Annotated in this window: 28 protein-coding genes; 19 read left to right on the plus strand and 9 right to left on the minus strand. The window is 61.5% G+C overall.

Annotation, left to right across the window (positions count from 1 at the left end; translation table 11 throughout):
- The gene (locus tag LI953_RS12390; protein WP_227076402.1) at positions 1-303 is read left to right on the plus strand and encodes a YciI family protein; all 303 of its coding nucleotides are present in this window, start codon (positions 1-3) and stop codon (positions 301-303) included.
- Positions 304-306: 3 nt separating this feature from the next.
- On the opposite strand, the gene LI953_RS12395 is transcribed toward LI953_RS12390, so the two are convergent.
- Positions 307-1326, minus strand: coding sequence for an NADP-dependent oxidoreductase (locus LI953_RS12395; protein ID WP_227076403.1), 1020 nt, complete (start codon positions 1324-1326; stop codon positions 307-309).
- Between the two features lie 54 nt (positions 1327-1380).
- Here LI953_RS12395 and LI953_RS12400 point away from each other — a divergent pair, with 54 nt between their 5' ends.
- From LI953_RS12400 to LI953_RS12430, 7 genes are all read left to right on the plus strand, one after another.
- Positions 1381-2226 carry an SDR family oxidoreductase gene (locus LI953_RS12400; RefSeq protein WP_227076404.1) on the plus strand — a complete coding sequence of 282 codons (846 nt, stop codon included), beginning with the start codon at positions 1381-1383 and terminating at the stop codon, positions 2224-2226.
- Positions 2227-2343: 117 nt separating this feature from the next.
- Positions 2344-3792, plus strand: coding sequence for an SRPBCC family protein (locus LI953_RS12405; RefSeq protein ID WP_227076405.1), 1449 nt, complete (start codon positions 2344-2346; stop codon positions 3790-3792).
- Positions 3789-4247, plus strand: a complete 459-nt coding sequence (locus LI953_RS12410) for a nuclear transport factor 2 family protein (protein WP_227076406.1) — start codon at positions 3789-3791, stop codon at positions 4245-4247. The genes LI953_RS12405 and LI953_RS12410 overlap by 4 nt, the downstream gene beginning before the upstream one ends.
- Positions 4248-4273: 26 nt before the next feature.
- Positions 4274-5062, plus strand: coding sequence for an SDR family NAD(P)-dependent oxidoreductase (locus LI953_RS12415; protein ID WP_227076407.1), 789 nt, complete (start codon positions 4274-4276; stop codon positions 5060-5062).
- 62 nt (positions 5063-5124) lie between these two features.
- Positions 5125-5412 (plus strand): DUF1330 domain-containing protein, encoded by a 288-nt coding sequence (locus tag LI953_RS12420; protein WP_227076408.1) that lies wholly within the window; start codon positions 5125-5127, stop codon positions 5410-5412.
- A complete protein-coding gene (locus LI953_RS12425) occupies positions 5412-6056 on the plus strand; it encodes a cytochrome c oxidase subunit 3 family protein (RefSeq protein ID WP_227076409.1) in 645 nt (214 codons plus the stop codon). Before LI953_RS12420 ends, LI953_RS12425 begins: the two co-directional genes overlap by 1 nt.
- Before the next feature lie 2 nt (positions 6057-6058).
- Positions 6059-6373, plus strand: a complete 315-nt coding sequence (locus LI953_RS12430) for a cytochrome C oxidase subunit IV family protein (RefSeq protein WP_227076410.1) — start codon at positions 6059-6061, stop codon at positions 6371-6373.
- Here LI953_RS12430 and LI953_RS12435 read toward each other — a convergent pair.
- The 4 genes from LI953_RS12435 to LI953_RS12450 all read right to left on the minus strand — a co-directional run bounded on the left by LI953_RS12435 (position 6360) and on the right by LI953_RS12450 (position 9505).
- A complete protein-coding gene (locus LI953_RS12435) occupies positions 6360-6962 on the minus strand; it encodes a nuclear transport factor 2 family protein (protein WP_227076411.1) in 603 nt (200 codons plus the stop codon). The two genes, LI953_RS12430 and LI953_RS12435, sit on opposite strands and share 14 nt — an antisense overlap.
- A 9-nt stretch (positions 6963-6971) precedes the next feature.
- Entirely contained in the window at positions 6972-7769 is a 798-nt protein-coding gene (locus tag LI953_RS12440; protein ID WP_227076412.1) for an SDR family NAD(P)-dependent oxidoreductase, read from the minus strand.
- 12 nt (positions 7770-7781) lie between these two features.
- Positions 7782-8582, minus strand: coding sequence for an enoyl-CoA hydratase/isomerase family protein (locus LI953_RS12445; protein WP_227076413.1), 801 nt, complete (start codon positions 8580-8582; stop codon positions 7782-7784).
- A gap of 407 nt (positions 8583-8989) precedes the next feature.
- Positions 8990-9505, minus strand: a complete 516-nt coding sequence (locus LI953_RS12450) for a VOC family protein (RefSeq protein ID WP_227076414.1) — start codon at positions 9503-9505, stop codon at positions 8990-8992.
- A gap of 132 nt (positions 9506-9637) precedes the next feature.
- Here LI953_RS12450 and LI953_RS12455 point away from each other — a divergent pair, with 132 nt between their 5' ends.
- Positions 9638-10492, plus strand: a complete 855-nt coding sequence (locus tag LI953_RS12455; RefSeq protein ID WP_227076415.1) for a MaoC/PaaZ C-terminal domain-containing protein — start codon at positions 9638-9640, stop codon at positions 10490-10492.
- Positions 10493-10529: 37 nt separating this feature from the next.
- On the plus strand, positions 10530-11309 hold the full coding sequence (locus LI953_RS12460) for a tyrosine-protein phosphatase (protein ID WP_227076416.1): 780 nt from the start codon (positions 10530-10532) through the stop codon (positions 11307-11309).
- A gap of 8 nt (positions 11310-11317) precedes the next feature.
- Here LI953_RS12460 and LI953_RS12465 read toward each other — a convergent pair whose 3' ends face one another.
- Positions 11318-12118 carry an SDR family NAD(P)-dependent oxidoreductase gene (locus tag LI953_RS12465; protein WP_227076417.1) on the minus strand — a complete coding sequence of 267 codons (801 nt, stop codon included), beginning with the start codon at positions 12116-12118 and terminating at the stop codon, positions 11318-11320.
- Positions 12119-12232: 114 nt separating this feature from the next.
- Here LI953_RS12465 and LI953_RS12470 point away from each other — a divergent pair, with 114 nt between their 5' ends.
- A complete protein-coding gene (locus tag LI953_RS12470) occupies positions 12233-12991 on the plus strand; it encodes an SDR family NAD(P)-dependent oxidoreductase (RefSeq protein ID WP_227076418.1) in 759 nt (252 codons plus the stop codon).
- Between the two features lie 187 nt (positions 12992-13178).
- On the opposite strand, the gene LI953_RS12475 is transcribed toward LI953_RS12470, so the two are convergent.
- Positions 13179-14591: an FAD-dependent oxidoreductase gene (locus LI953_RS12475; RefSeq protein WP_227076419.1), complete on the minus strand. Its 1413-nt coding sequence runs from the start codon at positions 14589-14591 to the stop codon at positions 13179-13181.
- 413 nt (positions 14592-15004) lie between these two features.
- On the minus strand, positions 15005-15541 hold the full coding sequence (locus LI953_RS12480) for a hypothetical protein (RefSeq protein ID WP_227076420.1): 537 nt from the start codon (positions 15539-15541) through the stop codon (positions 15005-15007).
- A 121-nt stretch (positions 15542-15662) separates the two neighbouring features.
- Between LI953_RS12480 and LI953_RS12485 the strand changes: the two genes are divergently transcribed.
- The 7 genes from LI953_RS12485 to LI953_RS12515 are packed head-to-tail and all read left to right on the plus strand — an operon-like array spanning position 15663 to position 20834.
- Positions 15663-15998 (plus strand): cupredoxin domain-containing protein, encoded by a 336-nt coding sequence (locus tag LI953_RS12485; protein WP_227076421.1) that lies wholly within the window; start codon positions 15663-15665, stop codon positions 15996-15998.
- Entirely contained in the window at positions 15998-16813 is an 816-nt protein-coding gene (locus LI953_RS12490; RefSeq protein ID WP_227076422.1) for an FTR1 family protein, read from the plus strand. The genes LI953_RS12485 and LI953_RS12490 overlap by 1 nt, the downstream gene beginning before the upstream one ends.
- 19 nt (positions 16814-16832) lie before the next feature.
- Positions 16833-17345, plus strand: coding sequence for an iron transporter (locus tag LI953_RS12495; protein ID WP_227076423.1), 513 nt, complete (start codon positions 16833-16835; stop codon positions 17343-17345).
- Between the two features lie 54 nt (positions 17346-17399).
- Positions 17400-18572, plus strand: coding sequence for a carbohydrate porin (locus tag LI953_RS12500; RefSeq protein WP_227076424.1), 1173 nt, complete (start codon positions 17400-17402; stop codon positions 18570-18572).
- Positions 18573-18583: 11 nt separating this feature from the next.
- Positions 18584-19879 carry an anthranilate synthase component I family protein gene (locus LI953_RS12505; protein WP_227076425.1) on the plus strand — a complete coding sequence of 432 codons (1296 nt, stop codon included), beginning with the start codon at positions 18584-18586 and terminating at the stop codon, positions 19877-19879.
- Positions 19876-20685 carry an aminotransferase class IV gene (locus LI953_RS12510; protein ID WP_227076426.1) on the plus strand — a complete coding sequence of 270 codons (810 nt, stop codon included), beginning with the start codon at positions 19876-19878 and terminating at the stop codon, positions 20683-20685. The genes LI953_RS12505 and LI953_RS12510 overlap by 4 nt, the downstream gene beginning before the upstream one ends.
- A gap of 20 nt (positions 20686-20705) precedes the next feature.
- Positions 20706-20834: a hypothetical protein gene (locus LI953_RS12515; protein ID WP_370635803.1), complete on the plus strand. Its 129-nt coding sequence runs from the start codon at positions 20706-20708 to the stop codon at positions 20832-20834.
- 5 nt (positions 20835-20839) lie between these two features.
- On the opposite strand, the gene LI953_RS12520 is transcribed toward LI953_RS12515, so the two are convergent.
- On the minus strand, positions 20840-21727 hold the full coding sequence (locus tag LI953_RS12520; protein WP_227076427.1) for a LysR substrate-binding domain-containing protein: 888 nt from the start codon (positions 21725-21727) through the stop codon (positions 20840-20842).
- A gap of 37 nt (positions 21728-21764) precedes the next feature.
- Here LI953_RS12520 and LI953_RS12525 point away from each other — a divergent pair, with 37 nt between their 5' ends.
- On the plus strand, positions 21765-22145 hold the full coding sequence (locus LI953_RS12525; RefSeq protein WP_227076428.1) for a cytosine permease: 381 nt from the start codon (positions 21765-21767) through the stop codon (positions 22143-22145).
- The last annotated feature ends 12 nt before the right edge of the window (positions 22146-22157 follow it).

Consider the following 22157-nt stretch of genomic DNA (forward strand, 5'->3'; position numbering starts at 1 on the left):
ATGTTTTTCGTAATTCTCGCCAGCGACAGGCCTGGTGCGCTGGAACTGCGCCTGAAGCACCGCCAGCGCCATATCGATTATTGGGCGGAGAAACCCGGCGTTGTGAAGCTGGCCGGGGCGATGCTGACGGACGGCACCGCTGCGGCCACGCCAAAGGGGAGCGCGTTCATCATTGAGGCGGAGAGCCTGGACGCGGCGCGTGCATTGCTGGCGGATGATCCTTTCACCATCGAGGGTGTTTTTGGGGATAGGATGCGGATCGAGCCGCTGCGCCCGTCGATTGGCGATTGGTTGCCGTGTTGATGCTCAGCCGATAAAGACGAGTTTCTTCCCGGTATTGGCGCCGGTGAACAGCGCGCTGAGTGCGCCGGGCGCGGCGTCGATCCCGGTTTCAATGTCCTCATCATGTTCCAGCCCGTGCTGGAGCAGCATGTCGGTGAGTTGCTCGATCGTCTCGCTGAACCGCGCATGATGATCGAAGATCATAAAACCCGACCAAGTGAGGGCGCGGGACATGATTTCGCGTTCGGGGCGCAGGCCGAGCGGCGGAGGATTCCACGAGGCGGTGGCCGCCGTGCCGCATTGCACTATACGGCCATGCCGGGCCATCGCGCGGATGGCGGCATCGAGGATCGGGCCGCCGGTATTGTCGAAAAAAATCTGAAATCCGTCCGGACGCAGCGCGGCCAGCGCCTGCGGTAGATCGGCGGTCTTATAGTTCAGTACCGCGTTGTAGCCAAAGCGTGTGGTGCATTGCGTCACCTTGTCGTTATTGCCGGTCAGGCCGACAGTATAGGCGCCGCGGTGGCGGGCGATCTGCCCGACGATGCTGCCTACCGCGCCGGCGGCTGTGGAGACCAGCACGGCATCGCCAGGCCTGGGCGGCGCGAGATCCAGCAACGCCAGCCAGGCGGTGACGCCGGGCATGCCAAGCACCCCGGCATAGAGCGAAATGGGCGCGCGCGGTGCCGCGATGTGCGAGAACAGGTCGGCACGCGTGGCCAGGGCATAATCCTGCCAGCCGAAGAAGCCATACACCACATCACCAGCGGAGATGCCGTATTCCCTGGATTCCACCACCACCGCCACGGCCAGCGCCCGCATCGGCGTGCCGAGGGGAGTGAGCGCCGGATTGGACGCCCAGCCGCGCTGGGCCGGGTCGGCGGATAGATACAGGTTGCGGACCAGGAACTGGCCGGGCTGAGGGGAGGCGAGCGGCGCTGTCTGGATTGTGAAATCCGCTGCGGCGGGGGTGCCGGCGGGGCGGCGTGTCAGCAGAACCTGGCGGTTTTCCGCTGGCAGGGTGTGACCGGGAATGAAAGACATGCGGCCGCTTTCCTGGACGGTTTGAGGGGAGGCTGGGACGGATCGATAAATCGTATGCTTGACTACGATTGTGTAGAGTATCAATCTTTGGAAATCAAGATAACCGGGGAGAGAGACATGAACCAGGATTTCAGCGGCCGCGCCGTCATTGTCACGGGCGCGTCCAGTGGCATCGGCCGTTCCATCGCCGTGGAGTTGGGGCGGGCTGGGGCGGAGGTTTGGCTTGTGGGCCGCTCACTCGGCGAGCTTGCGGCGACTGCGTCCATGATTGCCGATGTCGGAGGGCCGATCGCCCATACGGTGCCGCTGAACCTGCGCGAGCGCGGCAGGCTCGCTGAGTTGATTGCCGAGGTGGGGCGCGCGCACCCGCATTTCTTCGGTTTGGTGAACAATGCCGGGGTCATGCACCCCGAACCGATCTTGAGCGGGACTGTGGACCGCTGGCAGGCGATGCTGGACGTCAATGTCATGGCCATGCTGGAGGGATGCAAGGCGGCGGTGGAGGTGATGCGCGCCCAGAAAAAACCGGGTCATCTCATCAATATCGGCTCGGTGCAGGGAAGGTTCGAGGTTCCGGGCGTGTATGGCATCTCCAAGCATGCGGCCGAGTACATCACCGCGACGCTGCGGGCTGAATTGGAGCATGACGATATCCGTGTCTGCACCATTATTCCCGGCGGCTTCGCCACCAAGCTTGCCCGTGGCTTCGAGCCGGCGCAGCTCGCCACCATCGCGGGCAATTTGAAGGCGCTGGGCATCGATCCGGCGGGTCCTGGCATTGAGCGCGTGGTCTCCGACCCGCAGCACATCGCCAATATGGTGCGCTATATCTTGTCGCAGCCGATCGATTTGAACATTGAGGAAGTGGTGATTCGCCCGCCGATCAGCACGAAAGCCTGATCCGCTTATGTGCGCGCATAATATTTTGTGGAGGCGCTGGCGTCAAATCGTATTCTAGAATACTAATCGACAAACAAAACCTCGTGCCGCGCCACGCTGGCCAAAAGGAGAGGAAACATGGGTATTCATGAGCGTTTCGCCGCTTTGCGTTTCAACGACAGGCCGATTGCCGCGCCGCTGGCCGATAACGAGGCGCTGGAGCTGGAACCCGGCGCCGTCACGGCCGCGTACGAGAAGAAGCCGCCGCACCGGCTCGCGGACCTCTACCCCAACATCGCGCAATACCGCACCGTGCCGACCAGCCGCTATTTCGGCCAGGCGGAAGCGGCACGGGAATGGGAGCGTCTATGGACCAAGACTTGGCTGGTCGCCGGTCGGGCGAGTGACATCCCCAATGTGGGAGACTGGTTCCGCTTCGATTTGGGGGCGGAATCGTTCATCATCGTGCGTTCGGCGGCGGATAAGGTGCAGGCCTTCTACAACACCTGTAAGCATCGCGGAAACGAGCTGGTGAATGAGGATTTCGGCCATGGCGCGACCTCCTTCACCTGCATCGTGCATAGTTGGCGATGGGATTTGAAGGGCCGCAACGTGCGCGTCACCGATCGCGAGACCTTCGCGCCGGAGGCGCTATGCGGTGACCTCAACCTCACCCCGGTGCATGCGCATGAGTGGGGCGGGTTCGTCTTCATCAACATGGCGGAGAATCCAGTCTCCTTCGAGGAATTTTACGGGCCGCTGCTGCCGATGCTCGCCTCATACCGCATGGAGGAGATGTATGTGGTGAAGGATCTGAGTATTGAGGTGCCGGCGAATTGGAAGACCGTGGTGAACGTGTTTAACGAGGGTTATCACGCACATGCCACGCATCCGCAGATCAAACCCTCTGTCGATGACTACTTCATCCAGGCGGATTTCTACCCTAATGGGCATAATCGGAATCTCTTTCCTGTTGGCGTGGTAAGTCCCCGTTGGCCGGATGATGTGAGCGTGAACGAGGGGCTGGCCTATTTTCTGCAAGAAGCTGGCATCGACCCTGCCAGCTATGCGGGTGATGCGAAAGGCGTGCGGCGGGCCATCCAGAAGGCCAAGCGGCGCGCCAGCAATCCATTTGGTATCAGCTATGATGGGTTTACGGATAACCAGCTCACTGATGACTGGAATCCGTCGTTGTTTCCGAATGTCACGTTGAACATGCATCCCGAGGGGGTGTTGTTCATGCGCATGCGCCCACACCCGACGGACCCGGAACGCGCGTTCTACGACGCGATGGTGCTCTCCCGCCGCTTGGCTGATGGTGTGCGCCCGCCGGCTTATATGGGCGTCGAGCCCGATGTGGACGTAACCGGCAGCACGCGCCCCGCGCGGCAGCGCACGACCAGCGAAGATCCCCGTGGTGGCGACGTGATTGACCAGGACGTGGCGAACATGGTCACGCTGCAGAAAGGCATGCATTCACGCGGGTTGGGCGGGGTGATCCGCCTAAGCGAGCAGGAAAAGCGTATCCAACAATTTTTCGCCGAGATTGATCTCTACCTTAATGGTACGAAGGGTGAACGCGCGTGACATCCTTGGAAAAACTGATAGCGGTTGAGGACATCAAGCAGCTCAAGGCCGCGTATTTCCGTTGCATGGACACCAAGGGCTGGGAAGAATTTCCGGATCTGTTTACGCAGGATGCGGTATTCGACGTGCGCGGCGCGCTTGAAATGCCGAAACCTGAGGTGGATTATGCGAAGCAGCCGGTGATCGCTGGGCGGGTGGCGATCCTCGATTTCGTGCGCGCGGGAATCACGCCTCTCATCAGCATCCATCACGGATATATGCCGGAAATCGAGATCATCTCCCCCATGACCGCGAAGGCGATCTGGGCGATGGATGATACGTTGCTCCCCCCGCCGGGTGGTCCGTTCAGAAAATTCCAGGGCTACGGGCATTATTTCGAAACCTACGCGTTCAACGGGCGCTGGCGGATCGCGACATTAAGGCTGCGCCGGCTTCATGTGGAGATCACAAGTTAAACACAAGAAATAAGGGAGGTATCGGCATGAACCGGCTTGAAAATAAGGTTGCCATCATTACTGGTGCCGCGCGCGGGCAAGGCAAGGCGACGGCGCGATTATTTGCGGAGGCTGGCGCATATGTGGTGCTGACCGACAGGCTAGAACAGGAGGGGCGGACCGCGGTGGCGCGGATTGGGCCGGCAGCGCGTTTCATCATGGCCGATATATCCAGCGAGGACGCATGGGCTGCATTAGTGCGCGAGACCGTGGCCGCGTTCGGCCGCATCGACATTCTGGTGAACAATGCAGCGATCGCCGATCATCACGGCATTGCGGACCTAACCAAAGCGCGGCTGGAGACGGTGTTGGCGGTAAACGTCATCGGGCCGTTTTTGGGAATGCAGGCGGTGTTGCCGCATATGCTGGCGCAGGGTTCCGGGGCCATCGTCAATATCTCGTCCGTGAATGGCCTGCGCGGCACGGCGGGCATGGCGGCGTATGATGCCAGCAAATGGGCGCTGCGCGGCATGACCAAATCCGCAGCTCTGGAATATGGCGCGCGCGGCATCAGGGTGAATTCCGTGCATCCCGGCGCAATTCGCACGCCGATGCTGGATCCTGAAGGCAACATCGACGGCGAAATGCTGTCCCGCCAGTTGCGCATTGCGGCAGGGCGCGTGGGGGATCCGGAAGAAGTGGCGCGCGCCACGTTGTTCCTGGCCAGCGACGCCGCCTCCTATATCAATGGCGCCGAGTTGGCGGTGGATGGCGGCTGGACCGCTGGACTGGTCGTGCCGGAAGACGTGGACCCGACGACGCGGGTCTCGAACTAGCCTACTGGCCTTGATTGGTGAATTCCGGTAACTTTGGCGTAAATTCAAGGGGAAATCCGGATATGCCAGCCTATATGTTTGTCGCGGTCACTTATGACGATATGGTCTGGACGGACGCTTACCGGCGCGACGTTCCGGCCATAATCGCCGCGCATGGCGGGCGGTATCTTGCCAAATCCCTTAATGCCGAGCGGTTGGAGGGTGATGGTCCGATGCCGGATACGATCGCGGTGTTGGAGTTTCCTTCGATAACTGCCGCCAAGGGCTTACTCGCCGCTCCGGAATACCAGCCTTATGCTCGCGCCAGGCAGGCTGGTGCGGACACTACAATTTATATCATGGAAGGTTGATGTTCCAATTATCTGTAAGGACTGACGCTGCTCGTAGCCAAGCCGTTAAGTCAATGAACGTATCGGCAGAGCAGTGCAAGGCTGCTTCTCATGGCCATATTCCCGGTGAGGCCGGGATCTGGCTCTTCATCTTCGGCGATATGATGGTTTTTACGGTATTCTTCCTGATTTTTCTGTATTATCGGGGAGAGGATGCCGCATTGTTTATACAGTCACAGCGATATCTCAGCCAACCGCTCGGCGTGCTCAATACGCTGCTCATGCTTACCAGTTCTTGGTTCGTTGCCTCCGGTATTCGAGCGGCTCGCTTCGACAAGGGCCGGCAAGCGGCAACGGGCTTCATCTTAGCCTTCTTATGCGGATTTGCATTCGGCATCATAAAATTCATCGAATACAGCAGCAAGTTTCATGCCGGTATTACGCTCAATACCAATAATTTCTTCATGTGCTATTACATGTTTACAGGCATACATTTCGTGCATGTGCTGCTGGGCATGGTGCTGCTCTCGTTCATGGCGCGCTACAGTTGGGCAAGCAGCAATACGTCGCAGAAGATCAGCTTTCTCGAAATTGGCGCGAGTTTCTGGCATCTGGTTGATCTGCTGTGGATCGTCTTATTCGCGCTTTTGTATCTGGTGAAATAATTATGGCTGCTTGGTTCAGCGGCCGGATCACCGTGATCTGGCTGTTCCTGGTTTCCGCTACATTGCTCTCCTTTGGCATGGGGCACGGATTGGGCATACGGGACCACCGCTATGCCAGCGCCGCCATTCTAATTGTGGCCTTCATCAAGGTCCGGTTTGTCATTCTGGATTTTATGGAGCTGCGTCATGCCCCTAGTGTGTTGCGCATTGTGGCGGAGCTGTGGGTCGTGCTTGCCGCGACGGCGCTCGTCACGCTGTTCTGGTTGGGCACGGATCCCGCGGCCCAAGCCAATTGGCCGCATATCAACGGGCTGTAGAGTTTACGACGCTGCGGGCCCGGTTGCGGTAGACTGGATCGCTGCGGTCGCGCGCAGGCGGAGCCATGATCCTCGCAATGCCTGAGCCGGGCGCGCCGTGCGAGGCGGGAGCGAAGTGCTTCCACTCCACCGTGATTTCACGGTCTGCGATCTTCCAGGCCCCGTCGCGCCTGCTGAAGAGATCGAGGTACCGCCCGGCGCAGATGAAATCATGGCCGTCGTTCAGGGTGCCGGCGCGTTCGCAGGCAACCGCATAGGCATCGCCAAAGAACCCCGCGATCTTGCCGGCATCCCCCTCCATCCAGTGCCAAGCGTAGTAGTAGGATTCCACAGCGGCTTGATCACCAAGCAACTCGATGGTCACATGCGTGATGTGATGCATCGTGGCGCTGAACATGTCACGTAGGAAGGGCAGGGCGTGGTTGGCGAATTCTTCGGCGGTGCCGTCAAATCCGGCGTGTGAATCACGCGCATTCTCATGGTAGCAGTTCAGTAATAATTCGCGGTCCAAGCGGTCGATCGCGCGGGCATAGAGCGTTAGGACATGTTCGATCTCGCGGCGGTCGGCCAAAGATTGGATTTGGTCCATTGGGTCAGATCATGTCGTCAGATGCGCGGTGGCGGTCGCGAACACGTCTCCCATCTCCGCCATGGTTGGGTTGCGACGTAGGGTGAGGCCGCCATTCACCTGCAGATTTTGTCCGCTCATGAAACACTCATCCGAGGCGAGCCACAATACCGCGGCGGCGATATCGTCCTTGGTGCCAACACGCCCCAGCGGATATTCCTTGGCGAATGCGTCGACGAATCCTGGCAGCGCGAAAGATCCGCCGGCCATTGGTGTGTCGGTGATGCCGGGTGAGATCGAGTTGGCGCGGATACCGCGATGCCCAAACTCATTCGCCACTGTTCGAATGACATGATCGATGCCCGCCTTAGTGCCCATATAGGCGGCGTGATTTTCGAGCTGGATGGTTGCGGTTGCGGATGAGATCTGAATGATCGAGCCTCCTCCCGGCATCGCCTCGAGCAAAGCCTGAATAAAAAAGAACGGCCCCTTGAACTGGACGGCCAGCATCCGCTCCAGATCATCTTCGGTTGTGTCCTCCGTCGGCTTGAGGAGGCCCCAGCCGGTCGCGTTCACGCCGATATCGAGCTTGCCGAAATCCGCCTTGGCCTTGCGTACCGCGGCAAATACTTCGGCCTTTTTGCTGATGTCGGCGAGCGCGTATGTGCCACCGATTTCGCTGGCGATTTCCTTCAGCACATCCTCATGCCGGCCGACCACGCAGACCCTCGCGCCTTCCTGCGCGAGGCGGCGCGCGATGGTTTGTCCCATGTTGTTTCTGCCGGCTGCGCCGATGACAATGGCAGCCTTGTTCTCGACGGTCTTCATGTTGTGTCCTTCTCAGGGCCAATAAATCTGGTCCATGGTTTCACCCGCATTAAACCGCGATTGGATCTCCCCCATGCGCCTCATGCTGTCCGCATTGGCGAACAATGTCTGGCTGATTTTCTGATCGTTCTCGATACCTTGACTCTGATTGAGATCTTCCGCCTCGGCTAACATCTTCTTCATGCCGGCCACGGATTGCGGCGGCAGGGTGGCGATATGGCGGGCAAGATTCAGCGCCTCTTCCACCGCTTTGCCCTTAGGGGCCAGGCGGTTTAGTCCGCCCAGTTCGTATAGGCGCCGCGCGGTCAGCGGCAGGCCGGTCAGCACTACTTCGGCCGTTACGGTGCGGCCGATCAGGCGCATCAGGCGCGATGTGCCACCAATGCCGGTGCCGGCCCCGATGATCACTTCGGGCTGGCTGAAGCGTGCCTGTTCCTCTGCCACGCGCAGATCGCAAGCCCAGCCGAGTTCACAGCCGCCACCGGAGGTGTCGCCATTTATGGCCGCGATGGTGACGGCGCCGCCGCGGTTGAGCGCCTGCAGCGAGCGGAACCACCCAGCCGGATCGCCGGTGGCGGCGTTGCCCATGACCAGTTGGCGAATATCTTCCAGATAAGCGTGTTCGAGCCAGTGCCCTTCGACCGATGAGGCGAGGACGATAACGCGCGCGCCCTCCGCCATTGCTTTCTCCAGCGTGTCGGCCAAATGCGAGACCGTCGCGCAGGTTACGGTGTGTGCCGGCGCGCCGCCGTCACCGACGGTTACGAGGGCCACGCCTTCATGCGGGTAGGCAAGGGTAACATTGCTGCTCATGGTTTCTCCCCGATGGCACTCTTGGCGGCGCGCTGTTGGTGTTTCCGAGCGCATGGTGGTGCCGCGGCTGTGAATTCTGGTTGGAGCTTGCGGTGGGCTGGTCTAACTGTCAAGGTCGTATTCTAGCATACCTATCGAGCAAAACAAAAAATTAGGACGTAAACGATCCGGCATTTTGAGACGTCAGATGGCGCGATGCGCTGTACGCCAAGCGCCGACATCGCAGTGATGGATAGGGAGGCGACCGACGCGCATTTTGCCAAGCTGGACGAACCGTTTCCCACCACGGTTTCTGTTTGTGATACGGTCCGCGACACTGCGCGTGGTTCCGATGGGCGGGGTCTCATGCGGTTCTTTGCACTCCGAACTTTACGGGCCTTGTTGCCGGTTGGCGTTGGCCGCTCGGATCAGAGGGCAAGATATGGCGTCGACCCATCCCAGGTGGCGCCGGCTTCACGGATGATGGTGAACAAGCCCCGGGCCGCAGGCATCAGATACGCCACCTCGATGATGACAGGCACTGGGTCGTGCATCTGAACATAGGCGATACGCGAGCCGTCCGCGACGGTTTGCGACTGGATCACCTCACCGCCACGCGATGTAAGCCGTGCGACGCCAGCCTCGAAATCCTCGGCGATCACGCAGTTGTGGTGCACGCCGGTACCGCCAGCGTCGAGAAATTCCTGGAAGATAGAGGGGCCCGCCGGTTCGATCAGCTCGATCATCAGGTCGCCGGAATAGGCGATGGCGGCCTTGAAGCTGGGGATGCACGGCTGGCCATGTAGCGTGCCCTCTGAAAAGACCAGCGGTGGAAAGCGAAAGAAGGGGCCAACTCCCAGAGTGCTGGTCCAGTACTCCACGGCGGCGTCGAGATCTGGAACGATAAAGGCGTTTTGGCAGAACGGGCCGGTCACGGCGGGCATTCAGATCCTCCTCGTCGAATTTCAAGCATGTTGTAGCAGCTTGCGGTGTCGTGTGCGAGCATATAATATGGTTGCAAACGACATTAGCAGCTGGCCTCGACCAGGCCGCCGTAGGAGAGAGGGGCACATTTCATGGACATCGAAAAAATCCGGGCGTTGTCGATCGCACCGATTGAGCAGAGCTACGACAAGCGCGATACGATCCTGTATGCCCTCGGGCTTGGCTATGGCGCGGACCCGCTGGATGACGCCGAGTTGCCGTTTGTCTACGAGGACCAACTGCGCTGCGTGCCGTCCTTTGCCAATAATCTTTGCCATCCGGGGTTTTGGGCGCAGCGGCCAGAGTTCGGGATCGACTGGGTGAAGATCCTGCACGCCGAGCAGGATTTTGTGATCCACAAGCCGCTGCCTGGCACGGGCGCGATCAGCGGCCATTACAAGGTGGCTGGTATCGAGGATAAGGGCGAGGGGCGTGGCGCCTTGTTGCATCAGGAGAAGACCCTGACGGACGCACAGACCGGCGAGACCTACGCCACCGTGCGTTCCACGTTGTTCTTGCGTGGCAATGGCGGTGAGGGCGGGTTTGGCGAGAAGATCGTTCCCGCCGCGGCGCTGCCCGAGAGGGCGGCGGACAAGGTGGTCGAGATCGCCACCCTGCCGCGCCAAGCGCTAATCTACCGTCTGAGTGGCGACTGGAACCCGCTGCATGCCGACCCGAAAATTGCCCGCAAGGCTGGCTTCCCGATGCCGATCCTACACGGGTTGTGCACGAATGGCTTGGCCACCCGCGCCATTCTGGCTCATTACTGCGGCAACGACGTAGCCAAATTCCGAGGCATGTTCGTGCGCTTTTCCAAACCGGTATTGCCGGGTGAAACCATCCGCTTTGAATTCTTCGAGGAAGGCGCAGCCCAGCTGCGCTTCCGCGCCATTGCCGTGCAACGTAATGAGGTCGTACTGGACCGTTGCGCCGCCACGATAAGCTGAGCGGCGGTGTGCCGGTGGCGGGGAAGGGGAGTAGTTAATGACGAGTACCATGCCTGGAACTGAAGCCCGTTTCGTGCGCCTTGCCGGGGCGCATAATGTCCGTGATATTGGCGGTTACGCCACGCGGGATGGCCGTAAGGTGGCCACCGGCTTGGTTTACCGCGCGGGATCCTTGGCGCGCCTTACCGACGAAGACTTGCGGGTCGTCACGGAGCTTGGCATCCGCGTTGTATGCGATTTCCGCACCAACGGCGAGCGTGCGCATCGGCCGTCCCGTTTGCCGGCCGAAGTCGAACTTTGGGCCCGGGATCACGACATTGCCCCGGGTAATCTGCTGCAGGCGATGAGTGGCGCTGAGGCTTCCGCCGAAAAATCGCGCGAGATGATGCTGGATCTCTATCGTGAAATGGCGTTCCAGCATGCTGAGAGCTTCGCGGAGTTGTTTCGCCGTATTGCCGATGGACTGTTACCTTTGCTGTTTCATTGTACGGCGGGCAAGGACAGAACTGGTACGGCGACGGCGCTGCTGCTCGACTGGATCGGCGTGACGAGGGCCGAAATCGCGGAGGATTACGCACTGACGGATCTGTTTCTGGAGCAGGGGCTGATGGCGGTAATGCGCGATTACGGGACAGACCTGCTACCGCCCGACGAGATCGAGAAATGGAAGCCGCTGATGCGTGCGGACACCGCGTATATCGAGACGATGTTCGCGGCGGTTGAGGCCGCGCATGGCAGTGTCGGCGGGTATCTTCGCGAAGCGCTGAAGCTCGATGAGCAGACGCTCGCGCGTGTCCGCGAGCGTCTGCTGGCTTAGTGGGGGCGCTACCCTCGCAAAGCGGGGTCACCGCCAAAAGAAACGACCGTCAGCCCGCCGTCACTAAACAGTTCCGACGTGGTCATGTAGCTTGAGTCATCCGAGGCAAGAAACGCGACAACCTTGCCCAGTTCGCGCGGCTGGCCCATCCGGCCCATCGGGATTGCATCGATTAATGCCTTCACCTGCGGGATATCGAGCGGCCGCATGCCGGTGCCGCCGGTGAGCATTTCCGTCTCATGCGCGCCGGGATGAACGGAATTGACGCGGATGTTATAGCCACGCTGAGCGCAATGCACCGCGGTGGTCTTGGTCAGGTTGGCCAGCGCGGATTTGGATGCGCCGTAAATCGTCGTCAGCGGCAGCACCATCTGCGTTGAATTAGAGGCAATGTTGATGATCGAGCCGCCGCCGCTGGAGCGCATTGCCGGGATGACGGCCTTCGTGCCGAGGAACGCGCCGATCAGATTGACCTCCAGCACGTCGCGGAATTGTTGGGCCGTCGCATCCTCGATGGTGATGGAAATATTGATCCCGGCATTATTCACTAGCACGTCAAGATGGCCATGCGCATGCATCGCGGTATCGACGAGAGCCGCCCAGGCGTCGGCGTCCCGGACGTCGAGGTGATGATACTCGGCCTTATGCCCTTTAGCGCGCAGCGCGGTGGCCCGGGCTTCCCCCGCTTCGTCGATCACATCGGCGATCAGAACAGTCGCGCCCTCTTCCGCGAGCACATCCACCGTGGCTCCCCCCAGGCCGCGTGCACCGCCAGTCACAATTGCAACCTTGCCATCAAGACGAGCCATTTTTCCTCCGAACGATGTTGTTATGGAACAGCTATATGTGATATGCTAGCATATCATATGATCCGCAAGTAATATGGCGCAATAACCATAATCAACATTTTGGAGGAGAGTGCTTTGGATCTCGAATTAAAGGGCAAGAAGCTGATCATCGGTGGTGCCACGCGCGGCATAAGCAGGGCCATTACCGAGTTGTTCGCACGCGAAGGTGCGGATGTCGGTATGTTTTCGCGTAACGCCGAAGCGCTCAAGGCGCACGCGGCCGCGCTCGCCAGACATGGCAGCAAAGTTGTCGCCGAGCCGTTTACCTGGGAAAACCGCGACGGCTACAAGGCCATGCTGATGAACATGGCGGAGAAACTCGGCGGCGTGGATATTTTTGTCCACAGTATTAGCTCCTCAGGCAATGGGGCGACGCAGGATTGGCAGCAGAGCTTCGATCTCGACATGCTGGGCGCGGTGGATGGTTGCGAGACATTGCAGCCATATCTCGCCAAATCCAGTGCCGGCGCTGTGGTGCTGATGACCAGCACGGCCGCAGTGGAGACATTCCTCATTCCGCAGGCCTTTAACGCCGTCAAGGCGGCCATCATTACTTATGGCAAGCAACTCTCGCAGGCTTGGGCGCCGCAGGGCGTACGGGTTAATATGGTTTGCCCGGGCCCGATTACTTATCCAGGCGGTAATTGGGACGGCATCAAGGCAGCAATGCCACAGCTCTACGATGCGCAGCTCGCTCAGGTGCCGATGGGCCGGTTCGGCGCGCCGGAAGACGTGGCCAAGGCGGTGGCGTTCCTGGCCAGCCCGGCCGCATCATACATCACAGGCACAAATCTTGTGATCGACGGCGGCTACACCAAGCGCGTTCAGTTCTGAGAGCGGATATCAGCGGGGTGTCTGGGTAGCCGGGTGAGACCGCCTTGGCGTGTAAAGCCGGGCGTTGCTAGCATGGGGCGCGCATTTTAATCTCGTCCAACCGCCCCAGAATCAACGGCGCAGAAAATTATTCGCGAATAACGCCGGCAACCAACAGGCTGCCGGCGTATCGCATTTTACATACTCGTTAGGAGGCTTTGGAAGCAGCGTATTTCGCGGCTTCCTCGCCAGCCAAGCGCCCGAAGGTGAGCGCATTGCCAACGCCCATACCACCGCCGGAGTAGCGCTTGCCCTGCACGCAGCCGAGCACCTCGCCAGCCGCGTACAGACCAGGGAGGGGGCGGCCGTGAATATCGCGCACGCGACCTTGCGTATCGATGTCCAGCCCGGCACTGGTCTGGCCGATGACGGAGGCGCGCACCTCCACGGCGTAGAACGGCCCGTTTTCCAGCGGAAAATATTTGGGCGACACTTTCTGCCACTCGCTGTCCTGCCCGGCATGCGCGTCTTCATTGTAGCGGCGCATGGTCTCGGCCAGGGCGAAGCGGTCGATATTCAGCTGATCGGCCAGCGCCTCCAGCGTTGGCGCGGTCTTAATCTTGCCGGTGGCCGCGTGTTTGCGGATCAGTGCCTCATCCCAAGTCTGCGATTCCGCGCCGGTATGATACGGGTCGGAAAAGCGCTTGTCCTGGCTGCCTTCGATCATCGTCTTCTCGTCGAAGATCGCCCAGGCATGTGAGCGCGTCTGCTCATTGATCAGGTAACCGGAGACCGCGTAGGGCGAGTTCTCCGGCATGAAGCGGCGGCCTTCGTCGTTCACGAGCATCGTCCATGGCGGCAGGAATGCCTCGACGGCATTGGGGATCAGCGCCGCGGAGGGCAGCATCAGCCCGGTGTCATGCCCGGTTACGGCTGCGCCGACGGCTTCGCCCAGCTTGATGCCATCCCCGAGGATGAAGGGCGCGAAATTATGCACAGCGTAAACGATATCGCCATGTTGGGCGACAGAGGGGAAATATTTCGCGCGCATGCCGGGGCTATTGCCGAACCCGCCGGTCGTGATGATCACGGCCTTCGAACGCAGCTCAGCCCCGCTCGCCCGTACGCCGACAATGGCGCCATTTTCCTCGATCAGGCTGTCCACCCGCGTTGCCAGCACGGTCTCGATGCCCTGGCCGCCCACGGCCTCGCTCAGCAGGCGCGCGATCTCGGCGCCTGCGCCCACCGTGCAATGCCCGCGCGGCACTGTGTCGACGCCGGATTTTACCACCCATTCATATTTCGCGCCCAGGCTGATCAGCCATTCAATGGTCATGGCGCTACGCTCGGCAAATAACCGGATGATGTCTGGCCGGGTCTGCCAGGCATTCAGCGTCATGATGTAGTCGAACATGGCCTGGGCCGAATCCTCAATGCCCTGAGCGCGTTGTACGCTGGTTCCTGCGGCATAGACCACGCCTTCAGAATACTGGGTGGCGCCGCCGAGCTTTTTGTCGGCTTCTAAAATCATCACCTTGGCTCCGGCCGCGTGGGCAAACAACGCCGCCGTCATCCCGCCGCCACCGCCGCCAATGATGATAATGTCGTAGTCGTATTCCATGTTTCCTCCAGATTGTTGTCAGCATATGGCGCGATGCGCTTGTTTTACCGAAGAACTCAGGCCTCATTCGTTAGCCGGTCGCGGCCGCATTTAGAGGGGGGAGAACTCCTGCCAGATGTATTGCATGTGATATGCATACATACCGTACACATAAAATCAACTGGACGAAGCAGGCATCGGTCGACAGCATCGACGCAAAGTCTGACCATGCCGGTATTTTCGCTGGATGATCAGCCGTGTCGCCATGTTGGGCTACCAAGGTGCCGCTGGTGCGGTTTCCGCATGGATATGGCACGTTTGCCGAAATTACTTGGCGGCCGGCCTGAGCGCCAAAGATCGCCCGGAACCCGCCTCAGAGGCGGCAAAAGCCGTCAGGCCCATGGCTCTCGGCGGATGGCGCTTTGCGGAGCCCGTCAGCTGCCCAGATACAGGCGCGGGGGTGGTTCGGCGTTGAGGCAGGCGCACAGAATTGCCAGCGCCCATAGCGCCAGCGAGGCCGCGGCGGCTAGTTTCCCGGCGGTGGTGAGGCCGCTGGTGGATACAAGCTGGGCGGGCAGATAGCGCCAGTTGAACCAGATGGCGTTGACGAAGCCGAGGGCGATGAACAGCAGCTTCGGCGTCAGCCAATCATGGCTGCCAACGGCCACGGGGTCATAAAAGAACAGCGCGAAGCCGGTGAGCATGGTCAGGCCCAGCGAGACATAGACGCTGGGCAAGACGAGTTTGAGCAATGGGCGCAGGGGCAGCTCTGGCGCGAGGCCGAGCAGCCTTAAATCCAGCACCGCGATCGCGCCGAAAAACAGCGATACCATCAGCACATGCGCGGCACGGATTAGGAATTGCCAGGGTTGCAGGGCGATCGTGAAATCGCGGTTGTACAGCGCCAGCAGCCAGGAGGACGGCACGCGGTAGGGGTCGAGGGCGTTGGCGATCTCAAGGCCGAGGGTCATGGATGAGTTCCTGTTTTGATGGCAGCGAAAAAAGGCGCTTGCACTTGCGAGTGATTTGCATTAGCGACGCTATTATCGCAAATGAAAATTATTTGCAATAATGTGAAGGAGCATCCGCGCCATGGCGCAGCGTATATTTCTCAGACGGGCGGCGCTCGGCCTGTTGGCGGCATTGCCTGCGCTGCCAGCCCTGGCGGACCCGCAGACCCTCGTGCTCGCCAGTCACCATTTCACACCGGACCATATCGAGGTTCCGGCTGGGCAACGCTTCAAGCTGCTGGTCACCAGCCATGATGACACACCCGACGAGTTCGAGAGCCCAGACTTGCGGGTGGAGAAGATCGTCATGCCAGGGCAGACGATCTCAGTGATGGCCGGGCCGCTCAGCCCGGGCACGTATAAATTCTACGACGACTACCACCCCGAAACCGCCAACGGCCTGGTGGAGGCGAAGTAATGCTGGCCAGCTTCATCATCGTTTTCCGTGAAGTGCTGGAAGCCGGGCTGATCGTCGGCATCGTGCTCGCCGCCACGGCCGAGATCCCGCGCCGCGCGCCATATCTCTGGGGCGGCGTGCTCGCCGGGCTGGCCGGGGCAGGGCTGGTGGCCGCCGGGCTTGGTGCGCTCTCCACCGCCTTCGCCGGTAACGGGCAGGATGTGTTCAACGCCGCCATCCTGAGTTTCGCGGTGGTGATGCTGGGCTGGCATTCGGCCTGGATGGCCAGGCATGGCCGCGAGATGGCGGCGCAAATGCGCGATATGGGCGCCGAGGTCGTGGCCGGTGAGCGCACCATGCTGGCCATGGCCGTGGTCATTGCCATCGCCATTCTGCGCGAAGGCTCCGAGGTCGCGCTGTTTCTCTATGGCATCGCCACAGCGGCGCGGCTGGGGGCGGCGGCGCTCATCGGCGGCGGGGCACTCGGCGTGGCGGCGGGTGGCGCGGTGTCCTGGACGCTGTATCGCGGCTTGCTGGCGATCCCGGTGAAGCGGCTGTTCGGCGTCACCTCGGCACTCATCGCCCTGCTGGCGGCGGGCATGGCCGGGCAGGCCGCCGCGCTGCTGGCCAATGACGATTACATCCCCGCCCTTGGCTATCAGCTTTGGAATACCTCCTGGCTGCTGTCCACCGGCTCCATCGCCGGCAAGGCCGCCGAGGCCCTGCTCGGTTATTCCGATCGCCCGATGGGTGTCCAGCTTCTCGCCTGGGCGGTCACCCTCGCCACCTTGCTCGCGCTGTCCCACCGGGCCAGCCGCCCCCGCCGCGTTTCATAACCAGGAGAGCTCAAGACCCATGCGTAAAATCATCGCCTATTCATCCGCGCTGGCCCTGATCGCCAGCGCCGCCCAGGCCAAGGAATATTATGTCGGCGGGCCGGATTATCAGAACGACATGGAGATCGTCTCCTCCTACCTGCTCGGCATCCAGATGGCGCCCATGCCGCCCGACATGCCGATGGGGGCGGACACGATCCACCTGGAGGTTGACTTGCACGCCACCGCCAATAATCGCTGGGGGTATCCAGATCAGGCCTGGATCCCGTATGTGACGATTGGCTATGTGCTGACCAAGGAGGGCACGAACTGGAGCCACAAGGGCGTGCTGCTGCCGATGTCCGCGAATGACGGCCCGCATTATGCCGACAGCCTCGCGATGGACGGTCCGGGCAAATATCATGTGACCTACACCTTCCAGCCGCCCTCGGTGAACGGCTATTACCGCCATACCGATGCCGCCACGGGTATTCCGCCCTGGTGGGCGCCCTTCACCGAGAGCTTCACCTTCACCTACCCCGTGAAGGGCTGAGGCCGAGCCAGACCCGATGCCGGTGGCGCGCCGCGCCACCGGAGGAGATGACGCGTGTTTTTGCCGACCCCAACTGCTCTGGCGCTGCTGCTTTGCGCCGCTCTGCCCGCTGCCGCCAAGGCTTGGCCTGCCGCGCATGATGGCATCGCGCTGGGCGTGAGCGATACCGAAACCCTGCTAGGCGTGGGCTCTGGGGGCGTTAAGCAGGGCGCCACGCTCCAGGGCGTGACCACCACCACGCTCGACGTGGATGCCGCCAAGGCGCTGCATCTGCCGGGGGGCACGCTGCATATCTCGGCTTTGCAGATCCACGGCCAGCCACTCTCGCCCTCTTATCTCGATAACATTCAGACCGCGAGCGGCACCGAGGCGGAGGACAGCACGCGGCTGTGGGAGGCCTGGTATGACCAGGCGTTCAGCGCGCTGGACGTGAAGCTTGGCCAGCAGAGCCTCGACAGCGAATTCATGGTCAGCCAGGGCTCGGGGCTGTTCGTTAATACCATGGCCGGATGGCCGGTGATTCCATCCTATGATCTTTATGGCGGCGGGCCGGTTTATCCGCTCGCCGCGCTGGGCGTCAGGCTGCGCGCCGCGCTGGGGCACACCACGCTGCTCGGCGGGGTGTTCGACGACGATCCAGGCGGTGGAGCCTTCAAGGGCGATGCCCAGGCGATGGATCCGCGTGGCGGGCGCTTCAGCCTGGATAATGGGGCGCTCTTCATTGCCGAAATTCAGCATCAATGTGCGCCGGGCGGTTTGCCCGGCACCTATAAAATCGGCTTCTGGTACGATTCCGCGTCATTCGCGGACCCGCGCCAGAGCGACGTGACGCATCGCGGCAATGCCAGCCTTTACGCGGTGGCGGACCAGACATTGTGGAGCAAAGGCGGGCATAGTCTCGGCGTTTTCATCCGTGTGATGGGGGCGCCGGGGGACCGCAACCCGGTGGATTTCGGCCTGAATGGCGGCATCACCCTGGCCGCGCCGTTTGCCGCGCGGCCGAATGACAGCGCGGGGGTTGATGTCGGCATCGCTCATCTCAGCTCTGGCGGCACCGAGACCTTGCTGGAGGCCTCCTATCAGGCCCAGGCCACGCCCTGGCTGATGTTGCAACCGGATGTGCAATATGTCGTCAATCCGGGCGGCGGCATCCCGGACCCAGCCGCGCCCCGGCGGCACCTGGCCGACGAATTGGTGGCCGGGCTGCGGGCCACGGTCGCGTTTTGAAGAGCCACGTTATGATCGCAGCCCATCTTCCCTTTATTTCCCCCGAGACGGCGCTCGCCGCCTTTAGCGACACCCCCAACCTCGCGTTTCTCGATAGCGCGGCTGACAACGACCCCAGAGCGCGGGTGAGCTATCTTTGTTTGTCACCTCACGCCGAGTTGCGGCTTGAGGCTGACCCCTACGCGAAATTGCGCGACTGGATGGCGGGGTTTGACCACCCGCCGCGCCCGGCGAACTGGCCATTCCCTTTTGCCGGGGGGGCGGTCGGGTGGATTGGATATGATCTGGCCCGGCAGACAGCCGGAGTGCCAAGCCGCTTCACCCCCATGCCAGGGCTGCCGGGTGGCTGGTTCGGGCTGTATAAGCAGATCCTCGGCTTTGACCTCGCCCGCCGTGAACTGGTTTACCTTGGCCCGGCCGAGGGCCTTGCCGATGTCTCCGCCCGGCTGCGCAACGCCCCGGCGCTGCCGCCCTTACCCAAACTGGCGTGGACAGCCGAGATGGACCGCCCCCTCTACCGGCAGCGCCACGAGGCGTTGCGGGCTTATATCGCGGCGGGGGATGTGTATCAGGCCAATCTCACGCTGCGCTTTACCGCGCCGCGTCCTCCAGGGTTGCGCTTGGCCGCTTTGCATCAGGCCTTGCGGCGCCTGAGCCCCGCGCCGTTCGGTGTTTGTCTCGACACCGGCGCGTTCGGTTTGGCTTGCGCCTCGCCCGAGCGCTTTCTGCGCCTGCGGCCTGACGGCCAGGTGGAGACCCGGCCGATCAAAGGCACTATCGCCCGCCGCGCCGAGCCGCAGGCTGACGCGCAAGCCGCGGCAGCGCTGCGCGCCAACCCGAAGGAGCGCGCTGAAAACCTGATGATCACCGATTTGCTTCGCAACGATCTTGGCAAGGTCTGCGAGATTGGCTCCGTGCGCGTGCCCGAGTTGTGGAGCGTGGAAAGCTATGCCCAGGCGCATCATCTGGTGTCGGCCGTGACCGGCCGGCTGCGCCAGGGGCTGGACGCGTTCGATCTGCTCGCGGCGACCCTGCCGGGCGGCTCGATCACCGGCGCGCCCAAGCACCGGGCGATGGAAATTATCGATGAGCTGGAGGCCGGGCCGCGCGGCGCCTATTGCGGCGCGCTGGCCTGGATTGGCTTTGACGGCGCCATGGACAGCGCCATCATCATCCGCACGCTGACCGCCACCGCGGATTTGCTCTACGCCCAGGCGGGCGGCGGTATCACCTGGGACAGCGCATGGGAATCCGAGTATGAGGAAGCCATGGTGAAAATCTCTCCCTTGCTGGCATTGGGCCAATGAAACTCTGGCTGAATGGCGCGTTGCTGAATGAGGAGGAAGCGCGGATCGCGCCCTCGGATCGCGGGTTTCTGCTTGGCGATGGGCTGTTTGAAACCATGGCGGCGGAGGCGGGCCGGGTGCCTGAGCTGAAGCGGCATTATCAGCGCCTCTGCGCGGGAGCGGCCCTGTTGCGCCTGCCCGTGACGCTGAGCCGCGACGCGCTTGCCGAAGCGGTGAGTGAGGTTCTGCGCGCTAATGCTCTCGCCAGCGCGGCGCTGCGCTTTACTCTGACCCGCGGGGCGGGGCCGCGCGGGCTGCTGCCGCCCGCTGATATTTCGCCCACGCTGCTGCTCACCGCCGCGCCGTTGCCGCCGCCGGGAGGCGCGGTGCGGCTGCTCACCAGCACCATCCGGCGTGATGAGGATTCGCCGCTCAGCGCCATCAAGAGTCTGAATTATCTGCCGAACGTGCTGGCACGGATGGAAGCCGCCGAACGCGGTGCCGACGACGCATTGCTGCTCAACCGGGCCGGGCGCGTGGCGGAGACGAGCGCCGCCAGCCTATTCGTCAGGTTGCGCGGACAATGGCTGACGCCGCCAGTTGCCGACGGCGCGCTGCCCGGCATTCGCCGCGCCATGTTGCTGGAGGCGGGGAAGGTTTGCGAGGCGCGGGTGACGCTCACGGACCTTAACGACGCCGAGGCGCTTTGTATCGGCAATGTCTTGTCGTTGCGGCCAGTCACGTCTCTCGATGGCAGGGCATTCCCGCAGGTGACGAAAGATGAGCTGGATGACGGCGACCTTTCGGCAGAGGCAAAACCGCGCTGATGGGCGGGAGCCTGGAAGTGATGGACCGTGACGCCAAGCGCATGCGCGGTGAGCGGCCGATTGTTTTCGCGCAGGTGAAGGCGGGACTGGGCGTGGCCGAGATCGCCGCGTTCATCGAACGCGCGGGTGGGCTGGGCCGTGCTGGTTGAGGCTCTCAGCCGGCGTGATGCGCCATGTCTTGCAGCCAATTGAAGAGCAGGTTGATCGGCTCTTGTTCGGCTCCGGCGCGTCGGACCACATAATAGTTCAGCTGGTTTTTCGCCACCCGCTCTGACAATTGGACCAGACGCCCGGCCTGCAAATCGTCTCTGATCAGGTCGGGAGGACAGAGGGCGATGCCCTGGCCCGCGAGCACGGCCACGCGCAGCAGGTTGAAATCCTCAAAGATGATGTCAGCCGCCCCCTCCGCCTGTGGCGGATATTCATCACCTAACCAGCTGCGCCAGCCTGAGGTGTCGGTATCGTGCAGCAGGCTGCAAGCCGCGATATCCGCTGCTTCCTTGAGGTGAGGGTGCAACTGCGCAAACGCCTGGCTGCATACGGGCGCGCTGGCGCCGGAGAGAAAATCGGCTGTCTCGAAGCCTGGAATCTCCGGCTTCCTGCGCGCGCAAATGATGGCGAGGTCAATATCCTCGTAATTCAGATCCTGGCCGAAGATCGCGTACATAATCTTGAGTTCCACGTTGGGCGCGATGGCACGGAATAAAGGCAGGCGCGGGATCAGCCAGCAGATCGCAACCGAGGGAATGACCGCCACAGTTAATTGCGGTTTCGCGGTTTTGCGGCGCAGGGCTTGGCAGGCGGTCTCGATGTCCGCGAAGGCGAGGCGCAACGTGCCCGCAAGGGCGGCGCCGCCCGGCGTGAATTTGATCTGCCTGCCGTTGCGCTCGATCAAGTTCGTTCCGAACCACTCTTCGAGATGGCGGATCTGGTGGCTGATCGCGGACGGGGTGACGTTGAGTTCCGTCGCCGCCGCGTGAAAGGCGCGGTGGCGGAACACGGCATCGAAAGCGCGGAGCGCGGTCAGGGGTAACAGTTTCATGCTGGCCAGTATTGCGTGAATTATTTTCATCTTAAAAGTGAATTTTTCGAATTTGACAATGGATTATGGATCATTGACGGTGAGACAACTTGGCGTTGCGGCCGGCCCGGAAAACAGCGACATACCCCGCCGGAGCGCGGCGCCAATGACAATAAAGTCACACGGGCAAAAAACGGGCCGTTATCCTTGCGATAACAGCGGGAAAGATTGTCTGGTGACCTTGACCTCTCCCGCCATCATTGTGGCGACCGACAAAATTGGTTCGGTCGAACAGTACGGAATCGAGCCGATCCCCATTTCTGAACGTCAGGGTGGAGCATTTGAGCTGTTCAAGCTCTGGATGGGCGCAAACGTGAACTACGTGGTGATCGTCACCGGCACGCTTCCGGGCGCTGGCACGTCGCTCGGTGGTATCTGAATGCCCCGCTTT

Origin of the sequence: Acidocella sp. KAb 2-4 (assembly GCF_020567705.1) — a bacterium.
Taxonomy (GTDB): domain Bacteria; phylum Pseudomonadota; class Alphaproteobacteria; order Acetobacterales; family Acetobacteraceae; genus Acidocella.

Coding starts and splice junctions, on each gene's coding strand:
- LI953_RS12390 (WP_227076402.1), top strand. CDS start 1: ATGTTTTTCGTAATTCTCGCCAGCGACAGGCCTGGTGCGCTGGAACTG.
- LI953_RS12395 (WP_227076403.1), bottom strand. CDS start 1,326: ATGTCTTTCATTCCCGGTCACACCCTGCCAGCGGAAAACCGCCAGGTT.
- LI953_RS12400 (WP_227076404.1), top strand. CDS start 1,381: ATGCTTGACTACGATTGTGTAGAGTATCAATCTTTGGAAATCAAGATA.
- LI953_RS12405 (WP_227076405.1), top strand. CDS start 2,344: ATGGGTATTCATGAGCGTTTCGCCGCTTTGCGTTTCAACGACAGGCCG.
- LI953_RS12415 (WP_227076407.1), top strand. CDS start 4,274: ATGAACCGGCTTGAAAATAAGGTTGCCATCATTACTGGTGCCGCGCGC.
- LI953_RS12420 (WP_227076408.1), top strand. CDS start 5,125: ATGCCAGCCTATATGTTTGTCGCGGTCACTTATGACGATATGGTCTGG.
- LI953_RS12425 (WP_227076409.1), top strand. CDS start 5,412: ATGTTCCAATTATCTGTAAGGACTGACGCTGCTCGTAGCCAAGCCGTT.
- LI953_RS12430 (WP_227076410.1), top strand. CDS start 6,059: ATGGCTGCTTGGTTCAGCGGCCGGATCACCGTGATCTGGCTGTTCCTG.
- LI953_RS12435 (WP_227076411.1), bottom strand. CDS start 6,962: ATGGACCAAATCCAATCTTTGGCCGACCGCCGCGAGATCGAACATGTC.
- LI953_RS12440 (WP_227076412.1), bottom strand. CDS start 7,769: ATGAAGACCGTCGAGAACAAGGCTGCCATTGTCATCGGCGCAGCCGGC.
- LI953_RS12445 (WP_227076413.1), bottom strand. CDS start 8,582: ATGAGCAGCAATGTTACCCTTGCCTACCCGCATGAAGGCGTGGCCCTC.
- LI953_RS12450 (WP_227076414.1), bottom strand. CDS start 9,505: ATGCCCGCCGTGACCGGCCCGTTCTGCCAAAACGCCTTTATCGTTCCA.
- LI953_RS12455 (WP_227076415.1), top strand. CDS start 9,638: ATGGACATCGAAAAAATCCGGGCGTTGTCGATCGCACCGATTGAGCAG.
- LI953_RS12460 (WP_227076416.1), top strand. CDS start 10,530: ATGACGAGTACCATGCCTGGAACTGAAGCCCGTTTCGTGCGCCTTGCC.
- LI953_RS12465 (WP_227076417.1), bottom strand. CDS start 12,118: ATGGCTCGTCTTGATGGCAAGGTTGCAATTGTGACTGGCGGTGCACGC.
- LI953_RS12475 (WP_227076419.1), bottom strand. CDS start 14,591: ATGGAATACGACTACGACATTATCATCATTGGCGGCGGTGGCGGCGGG.
- LI953_RS12480 (WP_227076420.1), bottom strand. CDS start 15,541: ATGACCCTCGGCCTTGAGATCGCCAACGCCCTCGACCCCTACCGCGTG.
- LI953_RS12485 (WP_227076421.1), top strand. CDS start 15,663: ATGGCGCAGCGTATATTTCTCAGACGGGCGGCGCTCGGCCTGTTGGCG.
- LI953_RS12490 (WP_227076422.1), top strand. CDS start 15,998: ATGCTGGCCAGCTTCATCATCGTTTTCCGTGAAGTGCTGGAAGCCGGG.
- LI953_RS12495 (WP_227076423.1), top strand. CDS start 16,833: ATGCGTAAAATCATCGCCTATTCATCCGCGCTGGCCCTGATCGCCAGC.
- LI953_RS12505 (WP_227076425.1), top strand. CDS start 18,584: ATGATCGCAGCCCATCTTCCCTTTATTTCCCCCGAGACGGCGCTCGCC.
- LI953_RS12510 (WP_227076426.1), top strand. CDS start 19,876: ATGAAACTCTGGCTGAATGGCGCGTTGCTGAATGAGGAGGAAGCGCGG.
- LI953_RS12515 (WP_370635803.1), top strand. CDS start 20,706: ATGGACCGTGACGCCAAGCGCATGCGCGGTGAGCGGCCGATTGTTTTC.
- LI953_RS12520 (WP_227076427.1), bottom strand. CDS start 21,727: ATGAAACTGTTACCCCTGACCGCGCTCCGCGCTTTCGATGCCGTGTTC.